This window comes from Herbaspirillum sp. SJZ106 (assembly GCF_006715495.1).
In the GTDB taxonomy this organism is placed as follows: Bacteria; Pseudomonadota; Gammaproteobacteria; order Burkholderiales; family Burkholderiaceae_D; genus Herbaspirillum.
In genome coordinates, this window is sequence record NZ_VFNI01000008.1 from 70,441 (window position 1) to 89,683 (window position 19,243).

At 61.1% G+C, this 19,243-nt stretch carries 17 protein-coding genes; 14 read left to right on the forward strand and 3 right to left on the reverse strand.

The genetic code is table 11. The annotated features are described in order from the left end of the window. Positions 1-62: 62 nt before the first annotated feature. Complete coding sequence (locus tag FB598_RS19845) at positions 63-2,099, forward strand: AsmA family protein (protein WP_141918198.1); 2,037 nt, start codon at positions 63-65, stop codon at positions 2,097-2,099. Positions 2,100-2,159: 60 nt separating this feature from the next. Here the strand turns inward: FB598_RS19845 and FB598_RS19850 are convergent, their stop codons facing one another. From FB598_RS19850 to FB598_RS19860, 3 genes are all read right to left on the reverse strand, one after another. Beyond that, complete coding sequence (locus tag FB598_RS19850) at positions 2,160-2,450, reverse strand: hypothetical protein (protein ID WP_141917983.1); 291 nt, start codon at positions 2,448-2,450, stop codon at positions 2,160-2,162. A gap of 280 nt (positions 2,451-2,730) precedes the next feature. Further along, positions 2,731-3,033, reverse strand: a complete 303-nt coding sequence (locus tag FB598_RS19855) for a 2Fe-2S iron-sulfur cluster-binding protein (RefSeq protein WP_141918196.1) — start codon at positions 3,031-3,033, stop codon at positions 2,731-2,733. A 455-nt stretch (positions 3,034-3,488) separates the two neighbouring features. Beyond that, positions 3,489-4,373, reverse strand: coding sequence for a LysR family transcriptional regulator (locus FB598_RS19860; protein WP_141917978.1), 885 nt, complete (start codon positions 4,371-4,373; stop codon positions 3,489-3,491). A gap of 234 nt (positions 4,374-4,607) precedes the next feature. Here FB598_RS19860 and FB598_RS19865 point away from each other — a divergent pair, with 234 nt between their 5' ends. From FB598_RS19865 to FB598_RS19925, 13 genes are all read left to right on the forward strand, one after another. Then, a complete protein-coding gene (locus FB598_RS19865) occupies positions 4,608-6,119 on the forward strand; it encodes a CoA-acylating methylmalonate-semialdehyde dehydrogenase (protein ID WP_141917974.1) in 1,512 nt (503 codons plus the stop codon). A 160-nt stretch (positions 6,120-6,279) separates the two neighbouring features. Then, a complete protein-coding gene (locus FB598_RS19870; RefSeq protein WP_141917969.1) occupies positions 6,280-7,902 on the forward strand; it encodes a GMC family oxidoreductase in 1,623 nt (540 codons plus the stop codon). A gap of 213 nt (positions 7,903-8,115) precedes the next feature. Beyond that, complete coding sequence (locus FB598_RS19875) at positions 8,116-8,886, forward strand: ABC transporter ATP-binding protein (RefSeq protein ID WP_141917965.1); 771 nt, start codon at positions 8,116-8,118, stop codon at positions 8,884-8,886. Continuing rightward, positions 8,886-9,641: an ABC transporter ATP-binding protein gene (locus FB598_RS19880; RefSeq protein ID WP_141917961.1), complete on the forward strand. Its 756-nt coding sequence runs from the start codon at positions 8,886-8,888 to the stop codon at positions 9,639-9,641. The genes FB598_RS19875 and FB598_RS19880 overlap by 1 nt, the downstream gene beginning before the upstream one ends. A gap of 168 nt (positions 9,642-9,809) precedes the next feature. Further along, a complete protein-coding gene (locus FB598_RS19885; RefSeq protein WP_141917958.1) occupies positions 9,810-11,018 on the forward strand; it encodes an ABC transporter substrate-binding protein in 1,209 nt (402 codons plus the stop codon). 201 nt (positions 11,019-11,219) lie between these two features. Continuing rightward, a complete protein-coding gene (locus tag FB598_RS19890; protein WP_141917955.1) occupies positions 11,220-12,104 on the forward strand; it encodes a branched-chain amino acid ABC transporter permease in 885 nt (294 codons plus the stop codon). Positions 12,105-12,117: 13 nt separating this feature from the next. Continuing rightward, the gene (locus FB598_RS19895; RefSeq protein WP_141917951.1) at positions 12,118-13,098 is read left to right on the forward strand and encodes a branched-chain amino acid ABC transporter permease; all 981 of its coding nucleotides are present in this window, start codon (positions 12,118-12,120) and stop codon (positions 13,096-13,098) included. A 330-nt stretch (positions 13,099-13,428) separates the two neighbouring features. Continuing rightward, positions 13,429-14,190, forward strand: coding sequence for a TSUP family transporter (locus FB598_RS19900; RefSeq protein ID WP_141917946.1), 762 nt, complete (start codon positions 13,429-13,431; stop codon positions 14,188-14,190). Between the two features lie 323 nt (positions 14,191-14,513). Next, the gene (mnmG, locus tag FB598_RS19905) at positions 14,514-16,445 is read left to right on the forward strand and encodes a tRNA uridine-5-carboxymethylaminomethyl(34) synthesis enzyme MnmG (RefSeq protein WP_141917944.1); all 1,932 of its coding nucleotides are present in this window, start codon (positions 14,514-14,516) and stop codon (positions 16,443-16,445) included. Positions 16,446-16,481: 36 nt separating this feature from the next. Continuing rightward, positions 16,482-17,147, forward strand: coding sequence for a 16S rRNA (guanine(527)-N(7))-methyltransferase RsmG (gene rsmG, locus FB598_RS19910; protein ID WP_141917942.1), 666 nt, complete (start codon positions 16,482-16,484; stop codon positions 17,145-17,147). A 44-nt stretch (positions 17,148-17,191) separates the two neighbouring features. Further along, positions 17,192-17,695, forward strand: a complete 504-nt coding sequence (locus FB598_RS19915; RefSeq protein ID WP_141918193.1) for a lipocalin family protein — start codon at positions 17,192-17,194, stop codon at positions 17,693-17,695. 78 nt (positions 17,696-17,773) lie between these two features. Next, the gene (leuE, locus tag FB598_RS19920; protein WP_141917940.1) at positions 17,774-18,406 is read left to right on the forward strand and encodes a leucine efflux protein LeuE; all 633 of its coding nucleotides are present in this window, start codon (positions 17,774-17,776) and stop codon (positions 18,404-18,406) included. Positions 18,407-18,424: 18 nt separating this feature from the next. Then, positions 18,425-19,195: a ParA family protein gene (locus tag FB598_RS19925; protein WP_141917938.1), complete on the forward strand. Its 771-nt coding sequence runs from the start codon at positions 18,425-18,427 to the stop codon at positions 19,193-19,195. The last annotated feature ends 48 nt before the right edge of the window (positions 19,196-19,243 follow it).

Below are 19,243 nucleotides of genomic sequence, written 5' to 3' on the forward strand. Positions count from 1 at the left end.
CAGGCGGCCGGCAGGGAGCTGCCCGCACCGTATGATCCACCCTCACGGGAACAACCATGCCAATGCCGCGCCCCCGGAAAATCCTCTTGTGGCTGCTCGCCAGCCTTTTCATCGTCATCGCCGCCGCGCTGATCTTCCTCCTGACCTTCGACTGGAACCGGGCCAAGCCCTGGATCAACCAGCGCGTGTCCGAATCGATCGGGCGCGAATTCGCCATCAACGGCGACCTCTCGCTGCAATGGCAGCGCGCCGGGCAGACCACGCCGCCGCAATCCGGATGGTCGAGCTGGGTGCCCTGGCCGCGGCTGCAGGCGCAAGACATCACGCTGGCCAATCCCGATGCGTTCAGCCAGTCCGGCAAGATGGCCACGATCAAACAAGTCACTTTCACCCTCAACCCGGTGCCGCTGCTGGTGCATGACATCTCGCTGCCGACGCTGGAAATCCACAATCCCGACATCGCGCTCTTGCGCAACAAGGACAACGCCAACAACTGGACTTTCAAGAACAGCGACAGCGAACCGTCCGCCAGGAACCTGAAACTGGGGCGGCTGATCCTGCGCCAGGGCACGTTCAAACTGGATGATGCGCTCCAGAAGATCGACATCAAAGCCGAGATCGACACCCTCGATCCCGACAAGGACAAGGTCTACGGCCTGGGCTGGAAACTGAAGGGCAGTTTCAACGGCGCGCCGGTGTCCGGCGACGGCCGTGCCGGCGGCGTACTCTCGCTGCAGGACCAGCAGCAGCCGTATCCCTTGCAAGCCAATGTGAAGGTAGGCAAGACCGCCATCGGCGTGCGCGGCACGTTGACCAAGCCGGCCCAGCTGGCGGCGCTGGATCTGCGCCTGTCGGTCTCGGGCGCCAGCATGGGCAACCTGTATCCGCTGACCGGGATACTGCTGCCGGAAACCCCGCCGTTCGCCACCGAAGGCCATCTGCTGGGCAAGATCGGCGCCGCCCATAGCGAATGGCGCTATGAAGAATTCACCGGCAAGGTCGGCAGCAGCGATGTCGGCGGCAGCCTGTTCTATAGCACCGGCGGCCCGCGGCCGCGGCTGGAGGGCGCGATCACCTCCAACCTGCTGCGTTTCGAGGATCTGGCGCCGCTGATCGGGGCCGACTCAAATGAGGAAAAAACGCAGCGCGGCGCCCAGGAACGCCAGCCGGCGGGCAAGGTGCTGCCGGTCAAGCAGTTCAGCACCGATGCCTGGGGCGCGCTGGATGCCGACGTCAAACTGACCGGCAAGCGCATCGTCAAGAAAAAGGACCTGCCCATCAGCGACCTGCACGCGCACCTGGTGCTCAAGGACAAGGTGCTGACGCTGGATCCGCTGAACTTTGGCGTGGCCGGCGGCAGCCTGAACTCGACCATCCGCCTCGACGGCCGGGACCAGCAGATGAAGTCGGACATGGCATTGACGGCGCGCCGCATCAAGATCCAGCAGTTGTACCCGGAACTGGACGCGTCCAAAACCAGCTTCGGCGAAATCAACGGCGACGCCAAATTGAGCGCGACCGGCAATTCGGTGGCGGCGATGCTGGGGTCGGCCAATGGCGAGCTCAAGACGCTGGTCAACCAGGGCGCAATCAGCAAGTTCCTGCTGGAAGCGGCGGGCCTGAATGTGGGCAATATCGTCATCAGCAAACTGTTTGGCGATAAAGAAGTGAAGCTCAATTGCATGGTGGGCGATTTTCCGGTCAGCAATGGCGTGATGGATATCCGCACTTTCGTGCTCGATACCGACGATGCGCTGATCGGCGCCGACGGCACGGTGGACATGAAGCAGGAAAAGCTGGACCTGACCATCCATCCCAAGAGCAAGGGCTTGCGCATCATCTCGCTGCGTTCGCCGCTGTACGTCTCGGGCACGTTCAAGGAGCCGGACGTCGGCGTGAACAAGGCGGTATTGGCATTGCGCGCCGGCGGCGCGCTGGCGCTGGGTTTGCTGGCGCCGGTCACCGCCATCTTGCCGCTGATCAATGTGGATGGCGAACAAAAGACCGATTGCGCCAATCTGCTGGAGGAAGTGAAAAAACAGCCGCAGGCGCCGCCAGCCGGAAAAGCCGTTGCCAGGAAAGTTGCGCCTAAAAAATAGGCATGGGAGAAATTGGCATTTTTGCCATCATTGGCCGGGGGATAACTTTCCCGGCCTTTTTCATTTTTGGCGGCTTTTTTGCTGTCGTGAGTATTTGTTCAAATTATCGGAAAAGGCAAAACGCTCAAAAAATGCTTTGGAATAGGCCCATTTCCCCCTGAAAGTCCGCTCCCGACGGGCCTGAAACGGCAAAAAATGCCAAATTCCCGAAAATTCCCCGTCCGCGCCCAGATGTCCACAAAAAGCAGCTCTGCCTGTGGATAAAGGTCTGGATAACTTTTTCATGGATTGGGGAAAACCGGGAAAGTTATCCAAGGTTATTTTTTTATCCAATAACTGTCCGCCGGCCATACACGCCTTGCCAAGTGTTTATACTTTTCCCAACTCCATGATTCTTTTCCGGTAAACCGGGTTATCCACAGAAACGGGCCTGTGTTAACTATTACCTACTATTTATATATATAGACTTATTCAAAAAGACAAAAAACCGGAATTCCCGGAAAACCGGCGGCAACCGACGATTCTCTCTATCTCATCTATCTCAAAACCCGTCTTGGATCTGATGCAGACGATGACTTCAAACCGCATCAACCCCATGGGTTGTTGAAGGAAGGCACAGGACGCCCTCAGCTCATCCCTTCAGGTCGACCGCAAGGGGTACCTCCAGCACCAGGTCGGTTTGCGCCTGGGCTACGCAAGGAAGGATCCAGCCTTCCTTTTTTTCTTCCTTGCTCAATCCCGGCCATTCGATTTGGTAACTTATCTCGCCTGACTTCAATTGGCACATGCAGGTACGGCAGGTTCCATTGCGGCAGGAACTGGGAATCCGGATGAATTGGGCCAGCGCCGATTGCAGCAGCGATAGGCCAGGGCGTTGTTCAAAACGCAAGCCGGCAGGTTGGATGTCGATGCAGTAGGGCGTGGCGGGAGGCATAGGGCGGTGGAGTCGATGTTGTTGGCTTGTCATTTCAGGCGCCTGTGGATAAGTCTTTGCATATCTATTGCGTGAATTGGGAATATCTCGGCAAGTTATCCAAAGGCGAAAATTTATCCAATATTTGTTCCTGCGCTATGCAGAAGCTTACCAAGCGTTTATCCCTGACGTAATTTGCTGATTCGATTCAGGTAAACCGGGTTATCCACAGAAAAGTCCTGCGTTAACTATTACTACTATCTTTATATATAAACTTTTAATTTAAAAAACAGAAAAGCGGAATTGCGGGGATAACCTGAAAAACGTCGCAAAAACCTGTCTGGCAGAAACAAGAATCCAAGAACGACCGTGCGCTCAACAGGCACCGGAGATGGCATCCAGCGTGCTGGTTCGGCAAGGGGAAGGGATGAAACAGAAACGCCTGCCGGTTCCAGGCCGGCAAGCGATGATGAAACTCAGTACTTCCAGATTTCCTGGAGCACCTGGAATGCTGCTTTGATGGCATTTTCGTTCTGGCGTTTCTCCAGTGAAACAAAACGCAGTTCGGTGGACAGGTCTACCGCGTCGGCGATCACCAGGCCATGGGCATGCGCCTGGCTCAAGGCGATCGATTCCCGCGCCAATGACAGGCCTACCCCCGATTTCACCAGATCCAGCATCGAAGATTCCTGGTCGACCAGGGCCACGGTGTCCGGTTGCACCTTGTGCTGGGCGAAAACCTTGCTCAACAGCCGGTGATGGGCGGACTCCGGCGGCGTCCAGATCCAGGGCAGGCGCGAGAGTTCTTTCCAGCCTTTGCCGGAGACCCGGCTTTTCCAGCCGGCCGGGGCGATCACGTTGTAGGTGAAGGGCGTGAGCGTCATGGCATGGAAACCCTTGCCCGGATCGCCCAGGAAAAATCCGACGTCCAGCCGTCCGTGCCGGATCTCATTCAAGACCGAGCCCGATATGTGATGGGACAACTTGGTGGACAGCTGCGGATGGCGTTCGACCAGCAACTTGAGGAAGGCGCCCAGGCGGATGAATTCCGGATCGAGGATGGTGCCGATGGCCAGCGAACCGGACAGGCGGTCGGCGCTGGTTTGCAAGGCGCCCGCATGGCGGCGCAGTTCCTGCAGGTCGGCCAGGACGCGTTCGGCCAGTGGCAGCAATTTGTTGCCTTCCACCGTCAGCACCATGCCGGCGGCGGTGCGGGTAAACAGGGCCAGGCCCAGCTGTTCTTGCAGCGACTTGATCTGCAGGCTGACAGCGGGTTGGCTGACATGTAGCTTTTCAGCGGCGCGGGTCAGGTTGCCTTCGCGGGCGACGGTGATAAAAGCGCGTAACTGTACGATATCCATCGCTAATTATTATTAAATTCTTTCTTCATTCATCATTCGGCATGATGTTGAAATGAGAGGTTTATAAGTCGTTCTTATATTGCTGTTGATAATAACTCATTGGATAGGATCGAATTGGCGCGATATTCTTCCAACGTCTGCCTAATTGAGCGTTTATCGGCATTTCCATCGCGGGTCATCAGGATTGGGAGACAAATCCGGCCCGATTTGATATCAATCACCAAAGGAATACTTATGAGCATCCCGCACATCGACCATTTCATCAACGGCAAGCTGACGCAATCGGAAAGCGGCCGCAGCCAGGACGTGTTCAATCCGGCCACCGGCGATGTGGCGGCCAAGGTGTCGCTGGCGTCGGTGCAGGAAGTCAATGCGGCGGTGGCCGCAGCCAGCGCGGCAGCGCCGGCCTGGGCCGAGACGGCGCCGTTGAAGCGCGCGCGGGTGCTGTTCAAGTTCAAGGAACTGATCGAGCAAAACCAGGATGCGCTGGCCAAGGCGATTACGCTGGAACATGGCAAGGTGTTTTCGGATGCCAAGGGCGAGGTGACCCGCGGGCTGGAAATCGTGGAATTCGCCACCGGCATCCCGCAACTGCTCAAGACCCAGTTCACCGACAACATCGGCGGCGGCATCGACAACTGGAACCTGCGCCAGCCGCTGGGCGTGACGGCTGGTATCACGCCGTTCAACTTTCCGGTGATGGTGCCGCTGTGGATGGCGCCGATCGCCATCGCCACCGGCAACAGCTTCGTGTTGAAGCCTTCCGAGCGCGATCCGTCGCCGTCGCTGATGCTGGCTGAACTGTTCAAGCGCGCCGGCCTGCCGGACGGCGTGTTCAACGTGGTCCAGGGCGACAAGGTGGCGGTCGATGCGCTGCTGGAGCATCCCGAGGTGCAGGCGGTGTCTTTTGTCGGTTCGACGCCGATTGCCGAATACATCTATCGCAAGGCGACCGAGCGCGCCGGCACCTTCCCGCTGCGCGCGCAGGCGCTGGGCGGCGCCAAGAACCACCTGGTGGTGATGCCCGACGCCAACCTGGAACAGGCGGTCGACGCACTGATCGGCGCGGCCTACGGTTCGGCCGGCGAGCGCTGCATGGCGATCTCGGTGGCGGTGGCGGTCGGCAGCGTGGCCGACAAGCTGGTGGAGGCGCTGATTCCGCGCGTGAAGGCCCTGAAGGTCAAGAACGGCATGGAGGCCGACGCCGAGATGGGACCGCTGGTCACCGCCGCCCACAAGGCCAAGGTCGAGGGCTATATCCAGAGCGGCGTGGATGCCGGCGCCAGGTTGCTGGTGGATGGTCGCGGGCTGAAGGTGCCGGGCCATGAAAACGGTTTCTTCATCGGCGGCACGCTGTTCGACAACGTAACTACCGACATGAAGATCTACCAGGAAGAAATCTTCGGCCCGGTGCTGTGCGTGGTGCGGGTGCCGGACTTTGCCGAGGCGGTGAAGCTGATTAATGCGCATGAGTATGGCAATGGTGTGTCACTATTCACCGCCGACGGCAATACCGCGCATGAATTCTCGCGCCGTATCCAGGTGGGGATGGTCGGCATCAACGTGCCGATCCCGGTGCCGATGGCCTGGCATTCCTTTGGCGGCTGGAAGCGTTCGCTGTTCGGCGATACCCATGCCTATGGCGAAGAGGGGATCCGTTTCTATACGCGTTACAAGTCGATCATGCAGCGCTGGTCGGCGACCATCGGCAAGGGGGCGGAATTCACCATGCCGGTGGCGAAGTAAATTTCTGCAAGAGCGTCGTCCTGATGAAGGTCAGGATCCAGTGTCTTTGGCTTTTCACCCCGTTATCGATGTACGGTAAAAGACGCTGGATCCCGGCTTGCGCCGGGATGACGGGGAAAGAGCGACAGTAGACAAGAACGACAATAAAAACGGAGACACCATGCAATCGGCAGGGCAATACGACTACATCATCATCGGCGCCGGCACAGCCGGCTGCGTGCTGGCCAACCGCCTTTCCAGACAACCCGGCGTGAAGGTGCTGCTGCTGGAAGCGGGGGCCAAGGACGATTACATCTGGATCCATATCCCGGTCGGCTATCTCTATTGCATCAACAATCCCCGCACCGACTGGATGTTTCGCACCGAATCCGATCCCGGGCTGAACGGGCGCAGCCTGATCTACCCGCGCGGCAAGGTGCTGGGAGGCAGTTCCTCGATCAACGGCATGATCTACATGCGCGGGCAGGCGCGCGACTACGACGCGTGGGCGCGCATGACGGGCGACGACAGCTGGCGCTGGGACAATGTGCTGCCGCTGTTCAGGAAGAGCGAGGATTACTACCGCGGTAGCGATGAATTCCATGGCGCCGGCGGCGAGTGGCGGGTGGAGAAGCAGCGCCTGCGGTGGGACATCCTCGACGCGTTCCGCGAGGCGGCGGCCGAGAACGGCATTCCCAAGGTCGACGATTTCAACCGCGGCGACAATGAGGGCTGCGGCTATTTCGACGTGAACCAGAAACGCGGCATCCGCTGGAATGCCTCGAAGGCGTTTTTGCGGCCGGCGATGAAGAGCGGCAACCTCGACATCATGACCGGCTCGCACGTGAAGAAACTGCGATTCTCTCAAGGTGAGAATGGGCCGGTCTGCACCGGCGTGGAATTCACCGGGGGCGGCGGCGAGTGGTTCGCCGAAGCGAAGAAGGAAACCATCCTGTCGGCCGGCGCGATCGGATCGCCGCATATCCTGCAGTTGTCGGGCATCGGCAACGGCGAACTCCTGCAGCAGCACCAGATCCCGGTGGTGCATGCCTTGCCGGGCGTGGGCGAGAACCTGCAGGACCATCTGCAGATCCGCATGGCCTTCAAGGTCAGCGGGGCCAGGACGCTCAATGCGATGGCCTCCACGCTGGTGGGCAAGATGAGGATCGGCCTGGAATACCTGCTCACGCAAAGCGGGCCGATGTCCATGGCGCCGTCGCAGCTGGGCGCCTTTGCCCGCTCCGATCCGTCGCAGGCCAGCGCCAACCTGGAATACCACGTGCAGCCGCTGTCGCTGGAAAAGTTCGGCGATCCGCTGCATGCCTTCCCGGCGTTTACCGCCAGCGTGTGCAACTTGCGCCCGACCTCGCGCGGCCATGTGCGGCTGGCTTCCATCGACCATGCGCTGGCGCCGAAGATCACCACCAATTACCTGTCCACCCCGGAAGACCTGAAGGTCGCGGCCGACTCGCTTAAGCTCACGCGCCGCATCGCCGCATCGCCGGCGCTGGCCAAGTACATGCCGCAGGAGTTCAAGCCCGGCGTGCACTACCGGACCGAAGAGGATCTCTACCGCGCGGCCGGCGAAGTGGGCACGACGATTTTCCATCCCGTGGGCACTTGCCGCATGGGGCGCGCCGACGATGCGGCGGCGGTGGTGGACTCGCAATGCCGCGTGCGCGGGGTGTCGGGACTGATGGTGGCAGACGCATCCGTGATGCCTGCCATCACATCCGGCAATACCAACTCGCCGACGGTGATGATCGCCGAGAAAGTCGCATCAGCTCTGCTTTCCGGGCGTTGAGGCGATATTCTTGGGGCGGTGGCCGATACGGTACTTATACGTATTGTAGGAATGGTACTACTCGGCTACTATGCGCCAAATATTAAAAAGAGCTTCTCGATTCGCCAGATAAGAACCGCGGTCCCTCATGCCAAAAGCGTCGGGCGATTTGCAGCAGGGCAGGCCTCGATGACCGGATGAACCGGCACGGGCATCAAAGGGAAAGATGAGACTATGACAGACGTCATTCTGGAGACAAGAAACCTGACGAAGGAATTCAAGGGTTTCACGGCGGTAAGCGCGGTCAATCTGAAAATTGAGCGCGGCCATATTCACGCACTGATCGGCCCCAACGGCGCCGGCAAGACCACCTGCTTCAACCTGCTGACCAAGTTCCTGGTGCCGACCTCGGGCCAGATCCTGTTCAACGGCAAGGACATCACAGCGGAAGCGCCGGCGCAGATCGCGCGCCAGGGCATCATCCGTTCATTCCAGATTTCAGCGGTGTTCCCGCACATGAGCGTGCTGGAGAACGTGCGCATCGGCTTGCAGCGCAAGCTCGGCACTTCCTTCCATTTCTGGAAGAACGGCGAGAGCCTCAAGCAGCTCGACGCGCGCGCCATGGAATTGCTCGACGAGGTCGACCTGACCGATTTCGCGCAGACCACCACCGTGGATTTGCCCTACGGCCGCAAGCGCGCATTGGAAATCGCCACCACCCTGGCAATGGAGCCGGAACTGATGCTGCTGGACGAACCGACCCAGGGCATGGGCCATGAAGACGTGGACCGCGTCACCGCGCTGATCAAGAAAGTGTCGGCCGGGCGCACCATTCTGATGGTGGAGCACAATATGAGCGTGATCGCCGGCATCTGCGACCGCATCAGCGTCTTGCAACGCGGCGCCGTGCTGGCCGAGGGCAGCTACGCCGAAGTCTCGCGCAACCCGCAGGTGATGGAAGCCTACATGGGCACCGCCGCCACCGAACTGCAGGGAGCGCACTGATGTCGACCGCAACCGTGAACTCTCCCGTGAATACCTCCCATTCCAATGCCCCGCTGGCGCTGCAGATCAGCGACCTGCAATCCTGGTACGGCGAATCGCACATCCTGCACAACGTCAACCTGAACGTGCGCCAGGGCGAAGTGGTGACGCTGCTGGGCCGCAACGGCGCCGGTCGCACCACCACGCTGCGCTCCATCATGGGCCTGGTCGGCACCCGCAAGGGATCGATCAAGATCAACGGCCAGGAAACCATCGGCCTGGCCACGCACAAGATCGCCCACTACGGCGTGGGCTATTGCCCGGAAGAGCGCGGCATCTTCTCTTCGCTGTCGGCGGAAGAAAACCTGATGCTGCCGCCGTTCGTCTCCAAGACGGACAAGGGCATGTCGATCGACGAGATCTACGACATGTTCCCCAACCTGAAGGAGCGCCGCAACAGCCAGGGCACGCGCCTGTCGGGCGGCGAGCAGCAGATGCTGGCGGTGGCGCGCATCCTGCGCACCGGCGCGCGCCTGCTGCTGCTGGACGAAATCTCGGAAGGCCTGGCGCCGGTCATCGTGCAGGCGTTGGCGCGCATGATCACCACCTTGAAAGCCAAGGGCTACACCATCGTGATGGTGGAGCAGAACTTCCGCTTCGCGGCGCCGCTGGCCGACCACTTCTATGTGATGGAGCATGGCCAGATCGTCGAGTCGTTCGAGGCGTCGCAGCTGGAAGCGAAGATGCAGACATTGAACGAATTGCTGGGCGTCTGAACGCGCCGTTCGCAAGGCATGCGTCCTGATCCGGGAAGAGCGGGCTGCAAGAATCATGAAAAGTACTGCCAACAAGTACGTCGCGGGGGAGGCGATCCCTTTCCCGTCCAACATAAAGCTGTCTCGCAGGTCTATCAATTTAGCGGGCTCAACACTGAGGAGATGAAAATGAAACTTAAGGCAATGGCACTTGCTGTCACCGCTGCAGCCGCAGCGTTTTCGATGGCGCCGGCATCGGCGCAGATCTCCGGGGACGTGATCAAGATCGGTTTCATCACCGATATTTCCGGCGTGTATTCCGACATCGACGGCCAGGGCGGCGCCGAGGCGATCAAGATGGCGATCGCCGACATGGGCGGCGCGATCAACGGCAAGAAGGTCGAGCTGCTGGTGGCAGACCACCAGAACAAGGCCGACGTCGCCGCCAGCAAGGCACGCGAATGGTTCGACCAGCAGGGCGTGGATGTGCTGATCGGCGGCACCAACTCCGGCACCGCGCTGGCGTCGGCCAAGATTGCTGCCGAGAAGAAGAAGCCCTACATCCAGATCGGCGCCGGTTCCGCGCGCCTGACCAACGAAGAATGCTCGCCGTACACCGTGCACTATGCGTACGACACCGTGGCGCTGGCCAAGGGCACCGGTTCGGCGGTGGTGAAGCAGGGCGGCAAGAGCTGGTTCTTCCTGACCGCCGACTATGCCTTCGGCCATTCGCTGGAATCCGACACCGCCAATGTGGTGAAGGCATCGGGCGGCACGGTGGTGGGTTCCGTCAAGCACCCGCTGGGCGCATCGGACTTCTCGTCCTTCCTGCTGCAGGCGCAAAGCTCCAAGGCGCAGATCATCGGCCTGGCCAATGCCGGCGGCGACTTCATCAATGCGGTCAAGGCCGCCAATGAATTCGGCATCACCAAGACCGCCAAGCTGGCCGGCCTGCTGGTGTTCATCAACGACGTGCACTCGCTGACGCTGAAGGCAACCGAAGGCCTGTACCTGACCGACAGCTGGTACTGGGACGCCAATGAGGAGACGCGTGCCTTCGCCAAGCGTTACTTCGCCGTGCGCAAGAAAATGCCGTCCTCGCTGCAAGCCGCCGACTACTCGGCTGCCCTGCAGTACCTGAAGGCGGTCAAGGAAACCGGTACCGACGATGCGGACAAGGTCATGGCGCAGCTGCGCAAGACCAAGTTCAACGACATGTACCAGAAGAACGGTTACCTGCGCGCCGACGGCCGCGTGATGCACGACATGTACCTGTACCAGGTCAAGGCGCAGTCGGAATCGAAGTATCCGTGGGACTACTACAAGCTGGTGCAAACCATTCCGGCTGAGCAGGCATGGACCACCAAGGCCGAGTCCAAGTGCGCGCTGTGGAAGTAATGCGCCAGGCGTACCGACTGTATCAACGCTGAAAAGCGGCAGTAAAAGAAGCGGCAGTAAAGGCAATCCGCGAAATCTGTCATTTCTGCTGGCCGGGAATGACAGATTTTTGCTGTTGGAAGCCGCCCCGGATTGTTTCGGAGGCAGTTTCCACGCAAGCACGCGATTGCGTTCTTCACCCATCTGGATGAACGGGTTTTTATGGAACTATTCGGAATCCCCCTGCAAGCCTTGCTGAGCCAGCTCCTGCTGGGGCTGGTCAACGGCTCTTTCTACGCCATGCTGTCGCTGGGCTTGGCGGTGATCTTCGGCTTGCTCAACGTGATCAACTTCGCGCACGGCACGCTCTACATGCTGGGCGCTTTCCTGGCGTGGATGGGCTTGAGCTACTTCGAGCTCAATTACTGGGTGATGCTGGCGCTGGCGCCGGTCCTGGTCGGCATTTTCGGCATCGTCATCGAAAAGACCATGCTGCGCTGGCTCTACAAGCTCGATCACTTGTACGGTTTGCTGCTGACCTTCGGCATTACGCTGATGATCGAAGGCATCTTCCGTTCCATCTATGGCGTTTCGGGCCAGCCCTATTCGGTGCCTGAGGCGCTGCAGGGCGCGACCAACCTCGGCTTCATGGTGTTGCCGAACTACCGCGCATGGGTGGTGGCGGCTTCGCTGGTGGTGTGTTTCGCGACCTGGTTCGTGATCGAGAAGACCCGCCTGGGCGCCTACCTGCGCGCCGGCACCGAGAACCCCAAGCTGGTGGAAGCCTTCGGCATCAACGTGCCGCTGATGGTGACCCTGACCTACGGTTTCGGCGTCGCGCTGGCCGCGTTCGCCGGCGTGCTGGCCGCGCCGGTGATCCAGGTCTCGCCGCTGATGGGCTCGAACCTGATCATTACCGTGTTCGCGGTGGTGGTGATCGGCGGCATGGGCTCCATCCTCGGTTCCATCGTCACCGGCCTGGTACTGGGCCTGATCGAAGGCCTGACCCGGGTGTTCTATCCCGAGCTGTCGGCCACCGTGGTGTTCATCATCATGGCGATCGTTTTGATGATCCGTCCGGCCGGCCTGTTCGGCAAAGAGAAATAATCGGGAGACCGGCATGAACAAGAAACTGTTAGTTGTCATTCTGTTAATACTTGCGTTGGCGGCGCCGTTCGGCCTGTATCCGGTGTTCCTGATGAAGATGCTGTGCTTCGCATTGTTCGCCTGCGCCTTCAATCTGCTGATCGGCTATACCGGCCTGCTGTCGTTCGGCCACGCCGCTTTCCTCGGCTGGGCCGGCTACATGTGCGGCCAGGCGCTGAAGGTGTGGGGCCTGCCGACCGAGCTGGGTTTGCTGGTGGGCACCGGCGTGGCGGCGCTGATCGGCCTGGTGATGGGCTTGCTGGCGATCCGCCGCCAGGGCATCTACTTCACCATGATCACCCTGGCGCTGGCGCAGATGCTGTACTTCGTGGCGCTGCAGGCACCGTTTACCGGCGGTGAAGACGGCCTGCAAGGCGTGCCGCGCGGCAAGCTGCTGGGCTTCATCGATCTGGGCAACGACCTGACCCTGTACTACGTGGTGCTGGCCATCGCCATCTTCGGCTTCGCCCTGATCGTGCGCACCATCAACTCTCCCTTCGGCCAGGTGTTGAAGGCGATCAAGGAGAACGAGCCGCGCGCCATCTCGCTGGGTTATGACGTGGCGCGCTACAAGCTGCTGGCTTTCGTGCTGTCGGCGGCGCTGTCGGGCCTGGCCGGTTCCACCAAGACCCTGGTGCTGGGCTTCGAGACGCTGACCGACGTGCACTGGAGCATGTCCGGCCTAGTGGTGCTGATGACCCTGGTCGGCGGCCTGGGCACCATCGTCGGCCCGATCGTCGGCGCCATCATCATCATCATGCTGGAGAACAAGCTGGGCGACATCGGCAACTGGCTGGCCGGCGTCACCCATATCGACTGGTTCAGCACGCTGGGCGACTCGGTGACTATTGTGACCGGCTTCATCTTCATCATCTGCGTGCTCTTGTTCCGCAAGGGCATCGTCGGGGAGATCCTGGCCTTGAGCAAGAAGGGCGCGGCAAGCCAGCCGCACTGAGTTCGAGAGAGAAGCTTGCCATCCCCGTGATGGCAATCCTTGCCGCCGGCAAGTCATCGGGAGATGATTGCCGGCGGTATTTTTTTGCCGGTACGGTCAGGGTACATAACAGATGCGGCTGTTGCGTAACAGAGGCGGCCGGGCCGGATCTGTTGCCAATACGGAAGCCGGGGGCAGGGTAGAATAGCGCTCCCGGCCGGTAGGGGCCGGGCCATATTTGTCCAACAATAACAATCGCGCCAGTCTCCGGTCGTGCCCAGTGCCGCCGGGCTTGTCTTCGATCGAAAGCCTTTCCCATGCAATTTCGTTTTCCTGTACGGGTGATCCGCCATGGCTGATTACCTGATCCTGTGCGCCGCCGCCTTTGTCGCCGGCTTGATCGATGCGGTTGTCGGCGGGGGCGGCCTGGTGCTGGTGCCGACCTTGTTCTCGGTATTTCCCAATACGCCGCCGGCAACATTGCTTGGCACCAACAAAGTGGCGGGCGTCATGGGTACCAGCGCCGCGGCCATCAATTTCGCCCGCAAGGTTGCGGTACGCTGGAGCACGGTAACGCCGGCGGCGATCGCTGCCTTCGCCTTGTCCTTCTTCGGCGCCTATGTGGTCACCCATATCCCGACGGAGATGATCCGCAAGGCCTTGCCCTTCGTCTTGATTGCGGTAGCGATATATACGCTGAAGAAAAAGGACTTCGGGCAGACCCATGCGCCTACCCTGAGCGGCGCCAAGGAAATGGCGTATGCCGCATTGATCGGGGCCGGGGTGGGTTTCTACGACGGCATTTTTGGGCCGGGTACCGGCAGCTTCCTGGTCTTCCTGTTCGTGCGCGTATTCAGCTATGACTTCCTGTCGGCATCGGCGGTATCCAAGTTCGTCAATATCGCGACCAATCTGGCGGCCCTGTGCTGGTTCGGCTATAGCGGCCATGTGATCTGGCAGTTGGGCTTGCTGATGGCGGTATTCAATATTGGCGGTTCTCTGGTGGGTACCAGGCTGGCGATGAAACATGGCAGCGTATTCGTGCGCAAGTTGTTCTTGCTGGTGGTGGGGGCATTGATCCTGAAGAGCGGGTACGATGCCTTCCTGAAGTGAGCCAGGGAATGTATTTTCGGCGCGATGTTTCACGTGAAACATCGCATCGAAGATAAAAGCGGAAATCAAACGGAGCTACGGCTCCGTTTTGTTTTTTGGCATCCGCGGGAATTGTCGTCGCCCAATGTTTCACGTGAAACAGTCCATGCCGGCCAGCTAGCCGACAGATATCCGATAGCTGGCGGATATCGATAGGGCAGGGAATGAGGTAAACCAGCATCACCCCATGCCGATATTCCACTTAATACGATGGCTTGCCGACCCCATCATCCAAAAGACTTTATAATCTCGCCTCTGTTCACACCGTCTCCACGAGGCGCATCATGCTATTCCCCACACAATTTGACGTCATCGTCGTCGGCGGCGGGCACGCCGGCACCGAAGCCGCACTGGCCGCGGCACGCATGGGCCAGAAGACCTTGCTGTTGACGCACAACATCGAAACACTGGGCCAGATGTCCTGCAACCCGTCCATCGGCGGCATCGGCAAGGGGCACCTGGTCAAGGAAGTCGATGCCATGGGTGGGGCGATGGCGATCGCCACCGATGAAGCCGGTATCCAGTTCCGCATCCTGAACTCGTCCAAGGGGCCGGCCGTGCGCGCTACCCGCGCCCAGGCCGACCGCATCCTGTACAAGCAGGCGATCCGTTCGCGCCTGGAAAACCAGCCCAACCTGTGGCTGTTCCAGCAGGCGGTGGACGACCTGATGATCGAAGGCGACCGCGTGGTCGGCGCCGTGACCCAGGCCGGCATCCGGTTCCAGGGCAGGGCGGTGGTGCTGACCGCCGGGACTTTCCTGGACGGGAAGATCCACGTCGGCTTGAACAACTATTCGGGCGGCCGCGCCGGCGACCCGCCGGCGGTGTCGCTGTCGGCCCGCCTGAAGGAGTTGAAGCTGCCGCAAGGCCGCCTCAAGACCGGCACGCCGCCGCGCATCGACGGCCGCAGCATCAACCTGGCGATCCTGGAAGAACAGCCGGGCGACCTCGATCCGGTGCCGGTGTTCTCGGTCATGGGCAATGCGGAGATGCACCCGCGCCAGATGCCGTGCTGGATTACCCATACCAACAGCCGCACCCATGACATCATCCGCGGCGGCCTGGATCGCAGCCCGATGTACACCGGCGTGATCGAAGGCGTGGGCCCGCGCTACTGCCCCTCCATCGAAGACAAGATCCACCGCTTCGCCGGCAAGGATTCGCACCAGATCTACCTGGAGCCCGAGGGCCTGACCACCCACGAGTTCTACCCCAACGGCATTTCCACCAGCCTGCCGTTCGACGTGCAGCTGGAACTGGTGCGCTCGATGAAGGGCATGGAAAACGCCCACATCCTGCGTCCCGGCTATGCCATCGAATACGACTACTACGATCCGCGCGGCCTGAAGTCTTCGCTGGAAACCCGCCAGATCGCCGGCCTGTTCTTCGCCGGCCAGATCAACGGCACCACCGGCTACGAAGAAGCCGCCGCGCAGGGCATGCTGGCCGGCCTCAATGCCGCACTGCAGACCCAGGGGCGCGACGCCTGGACGCCGCGCCGCGACGAAGCCTACCTCGGCGTGCTGGTCGACGACCTGGTCACCCAGGGCGTGCAGGAGCCGTACCGCATGTTCACCAGCCGCGCCGAATACCGCCTGTCGTTGCGCGAAGACAATGCCGACCTGCGCCTGACCGAAATCGGCCGCCGGCTCGGTTGCGTCGGCGACGCCCAATGGGAAGCCTTCGAGAAAAAGCGCGAAGCGGTGGCGCGGGAAATGGAACGCCTCAAGAGCACCTGGGTCAACCCGCGCATCCTTGCCGCCGCCGAAGCCGAGCGCGTGCTGGGCAAGGCCATCGAGCGTGAGTACAACCTGCTCGACCTGCTGCGCCGTCCCAACGTGAGCTACGACAGCCTGATGAGCCTGAGCGGCGCCGAAGGCCAGCCGCTGGCCGGCCCCGGCATCGAAGACGGCCCGGTGCGCGAGCAGGTCGAGATCCAGGTCAAGTACGCCGGCTATATCGCCCGCCAGGCCAACGAGATCAGCCGCCAGGATCACAATGAAAACCTGAAGCTGCCGGCCGACCTCGACTACATGGAGGTCAAGGCGCTGTCGATCGAAGTGCGCCAGAAACTCAACAAGCACAAGCCCGAAACCCTGGGCCAGGCATCCCGCATTTCCGGCGTGACCCCGGCGGCATTGTCGCTGCTGCTGGTGCACCTGAAAAAGGGCGGCCTGAAGCTGGCGCAACAAAGCCAGGACAACGAAGCGGCCTGAGGACGGCAAGTACAAGAAAACGGAAACGGAATACGGATGAGCATCGCGGCAGACCAGACCCCATTGACCCGAACCCTGAAGGACGGCGCCGCCGAACTCGGCCTGCACCTGAGCGAGCGCCAGTTGTCGCGCCTGCTGGCCTACCAGGCGCTGCTGGCGAAATGGAACAAGGTCTACAACCTGACCGCGCTGCGCGACCCTGCACAGATGATGACCCATCACCTGCTGGATTCGCTGGCGGCGGTATCGGCCTTCGCCGGGGCGCGGCGCGTGCTGGATGTGGGCGCCGGCGGCGGCTTGCCGGGCATCGTGCTGGCGATCTGGGCGGCCGAGGCCGAGCCGCAGATGCACATCACCCTGGTCGATACGGTGCAAAAGAAAACCGCCTTCCTGACCCAGGTAAAGGCTGAGTTGCAATTAAGCAATGTTTCGGTGATCCACACGCGCGTCGAACAATTGCCTGTTGAGCAACAATACGACGTCATCACCTCGCGCGCCTTCGCCGAACTGAACGATTTCATCGATTGGTCGAACCACCTGTTGCAAGAGGGCGGCAAGTACATCGCCCTCAAGGGCGTCATGCCGCAGCAGGAAATCGACCGGCTGCCGCCGGGCTGGAGCGTGAACAAGGTACAAGCCTTGCATGTACCGGGGCTGGATGCCGAGCGGCATCTCATCTTTTTGGAAAGAAAGTCCCGATGACAACCTCCCTCGCCAAGGCCGCCGCTGCGGCCATTGCCGTGCTCATGCCGCTGGCCCTCATGGCCGCAGCAGGCGCGCAGGAAGTGAAGACCGTTCCCTCGGTCGACCTCAAGCGCTACGCCGGCAAATGGTATGAGATCGCCAAGATCCCCAGCGGCTTCCAGAAAAAATGCGTGTCCGGCACCACGGTCGAATATCGCCCCCGCGACGATGGCGATATCGACGTCACCAGCCGCTGCAAGAGCGCCGAGGGCAACGACGAGGAGCGCGGCCTGGCGCGGGTGGCCGGCGGCAGCGGCAATACCCGGCTGCAGGTGAGTTTCATGCCGTCATGGCTGTCGTGGCTGCCGTGGGCCTGGAACGACTACTGGGTCACGGAACTGGACGCGCAATACACGCTGGCCACCGTCGGCAGCCCTTCGCGCGAATCCCTGTGGATACTCTCGCGCACGCCAACCGTCAGCGACGAGCAGTACGAGAACGCCGTCAACAACGCCACCAAGCAGGGGTTCGATACCGCGCGCCTGGTGAAGACCCGGCAGCCATGAATCAGCGCCGCCGTGCCCGCGATGGCGGCGCGGCGGCAAGCACGGAAAAAACAGAAAAACGGCAAAGGGAGAGGCAACATGCAGGCACTGTTTCATAGCATCGGCATCACCGACATCTGGCAACTGGTTGCCGCCACTATGGTATTCCTGCTGTTGCCCGGCCCCGGCACCTTTTGCGTGCTGACCTGCTCGGCCAAGCACGGCCTGCGCGGCGGCTTCGCGGCCATGGCCGGGCTGATGCTGGGCGATATCGTGCTGATGTTCCTGGCGGCCATCGGCGTGGCGGCGCTGCTGCATGCCAATCCGCTGCTGTTTCGCGGCATGCAGTACCTGGGCGCGGCCTACCTGGCCTACCTCGGATTGCGGCTGTTGTTTGCAAGAGGCGAGGGCGGTGGTACAGTCGTACCCTTTTCCAACGCCGCGGATTTCCGGCGCGGCTTTCTGGTGACGCTGATCAACCCGAAAGCCATCGTGTTTTACATGGCGTTCTTCCCGCTGTTCCTGGATCCCGCCACGCAACAGGGTGCGCTCACTTTCGTCACGATGGGCGCGGTGATCTGCTGCTGCACCGCCTTCTACGGCAGCATCCTGGTCCTGGCCGGCAATGCGGCCGCGCGGCGGCTGGCGCGCAACCGCACCATCGCCACCCTGGCTTCGCGCGCGGCAGGCGTGTTCCTGATCGGTTTCGGCATCAAGCTGACGACACAATAAGCGAGTGATCAAAACAATATGGCTAAAATTTTTTGCGTCGCCAACCAGAAGGGCGGCGTCGGTAAGACCACCACGGCAGTCAACCTCGCCGCCGGCCTGGCGCAACTGGATCAACGGGTTTTGCTGGCCGACCTCGACCCGCAAGGCAACGCCACCATGGGCGCCGGCATCAACAAGGCGACGCTGGAAGGCTCGATCTACGAAGTGCTGCTGGGCATGTCCGACATCCGCACGGTGCGCAAGGCGTCGGAGTCCGGCAAGTTCGACGTGCTGCCCGCCAATCGCGAACTGGCCGGCGCCGAAGTCGAAATGGTCGAGCTGGAGCAGCGCGAGGCGCGCCTGAAGAACGCCTTCGCCGCCGTGGCCGACGACTACGACTTCATCCTGGTCGACTGCCCGCCGGCGCTGTCGATGTTGACGCTCAACGGCCTGTGCTCGGCGCATGGCGTGATCATCCCGATGCAGTGCGAGTACTACGCGCTGGAAGGCCTGTCCGACCTGGTCAACACCATCAAGAAGGTGCATGCCAAGCTGAACCCGGACCTGAAGGTGATCGGTCTCTTGCGCGTGATGTTCGACCCGCGCATGACGCTGTCGCAGCAGGTTTCCGACCAGCTGGAACAACACTTCGGCGACAAGGTCTTCAAGACCGTCATCCCGCGCAACGTGCGGCTGGCCGAGGCGCCGTCCTACGGCATCCCCGGCGTGAACTTCGATCCCAATTCCAAGGGTGCGCAAGCCTATATCGCGTTCGGCGCGGAAATGGTCGAGCGCATCAAGACGCTGTAAGCCTCAGGCCGCGGCGTCGTTTTTCATCAGGCAATCCAATGGCAACAT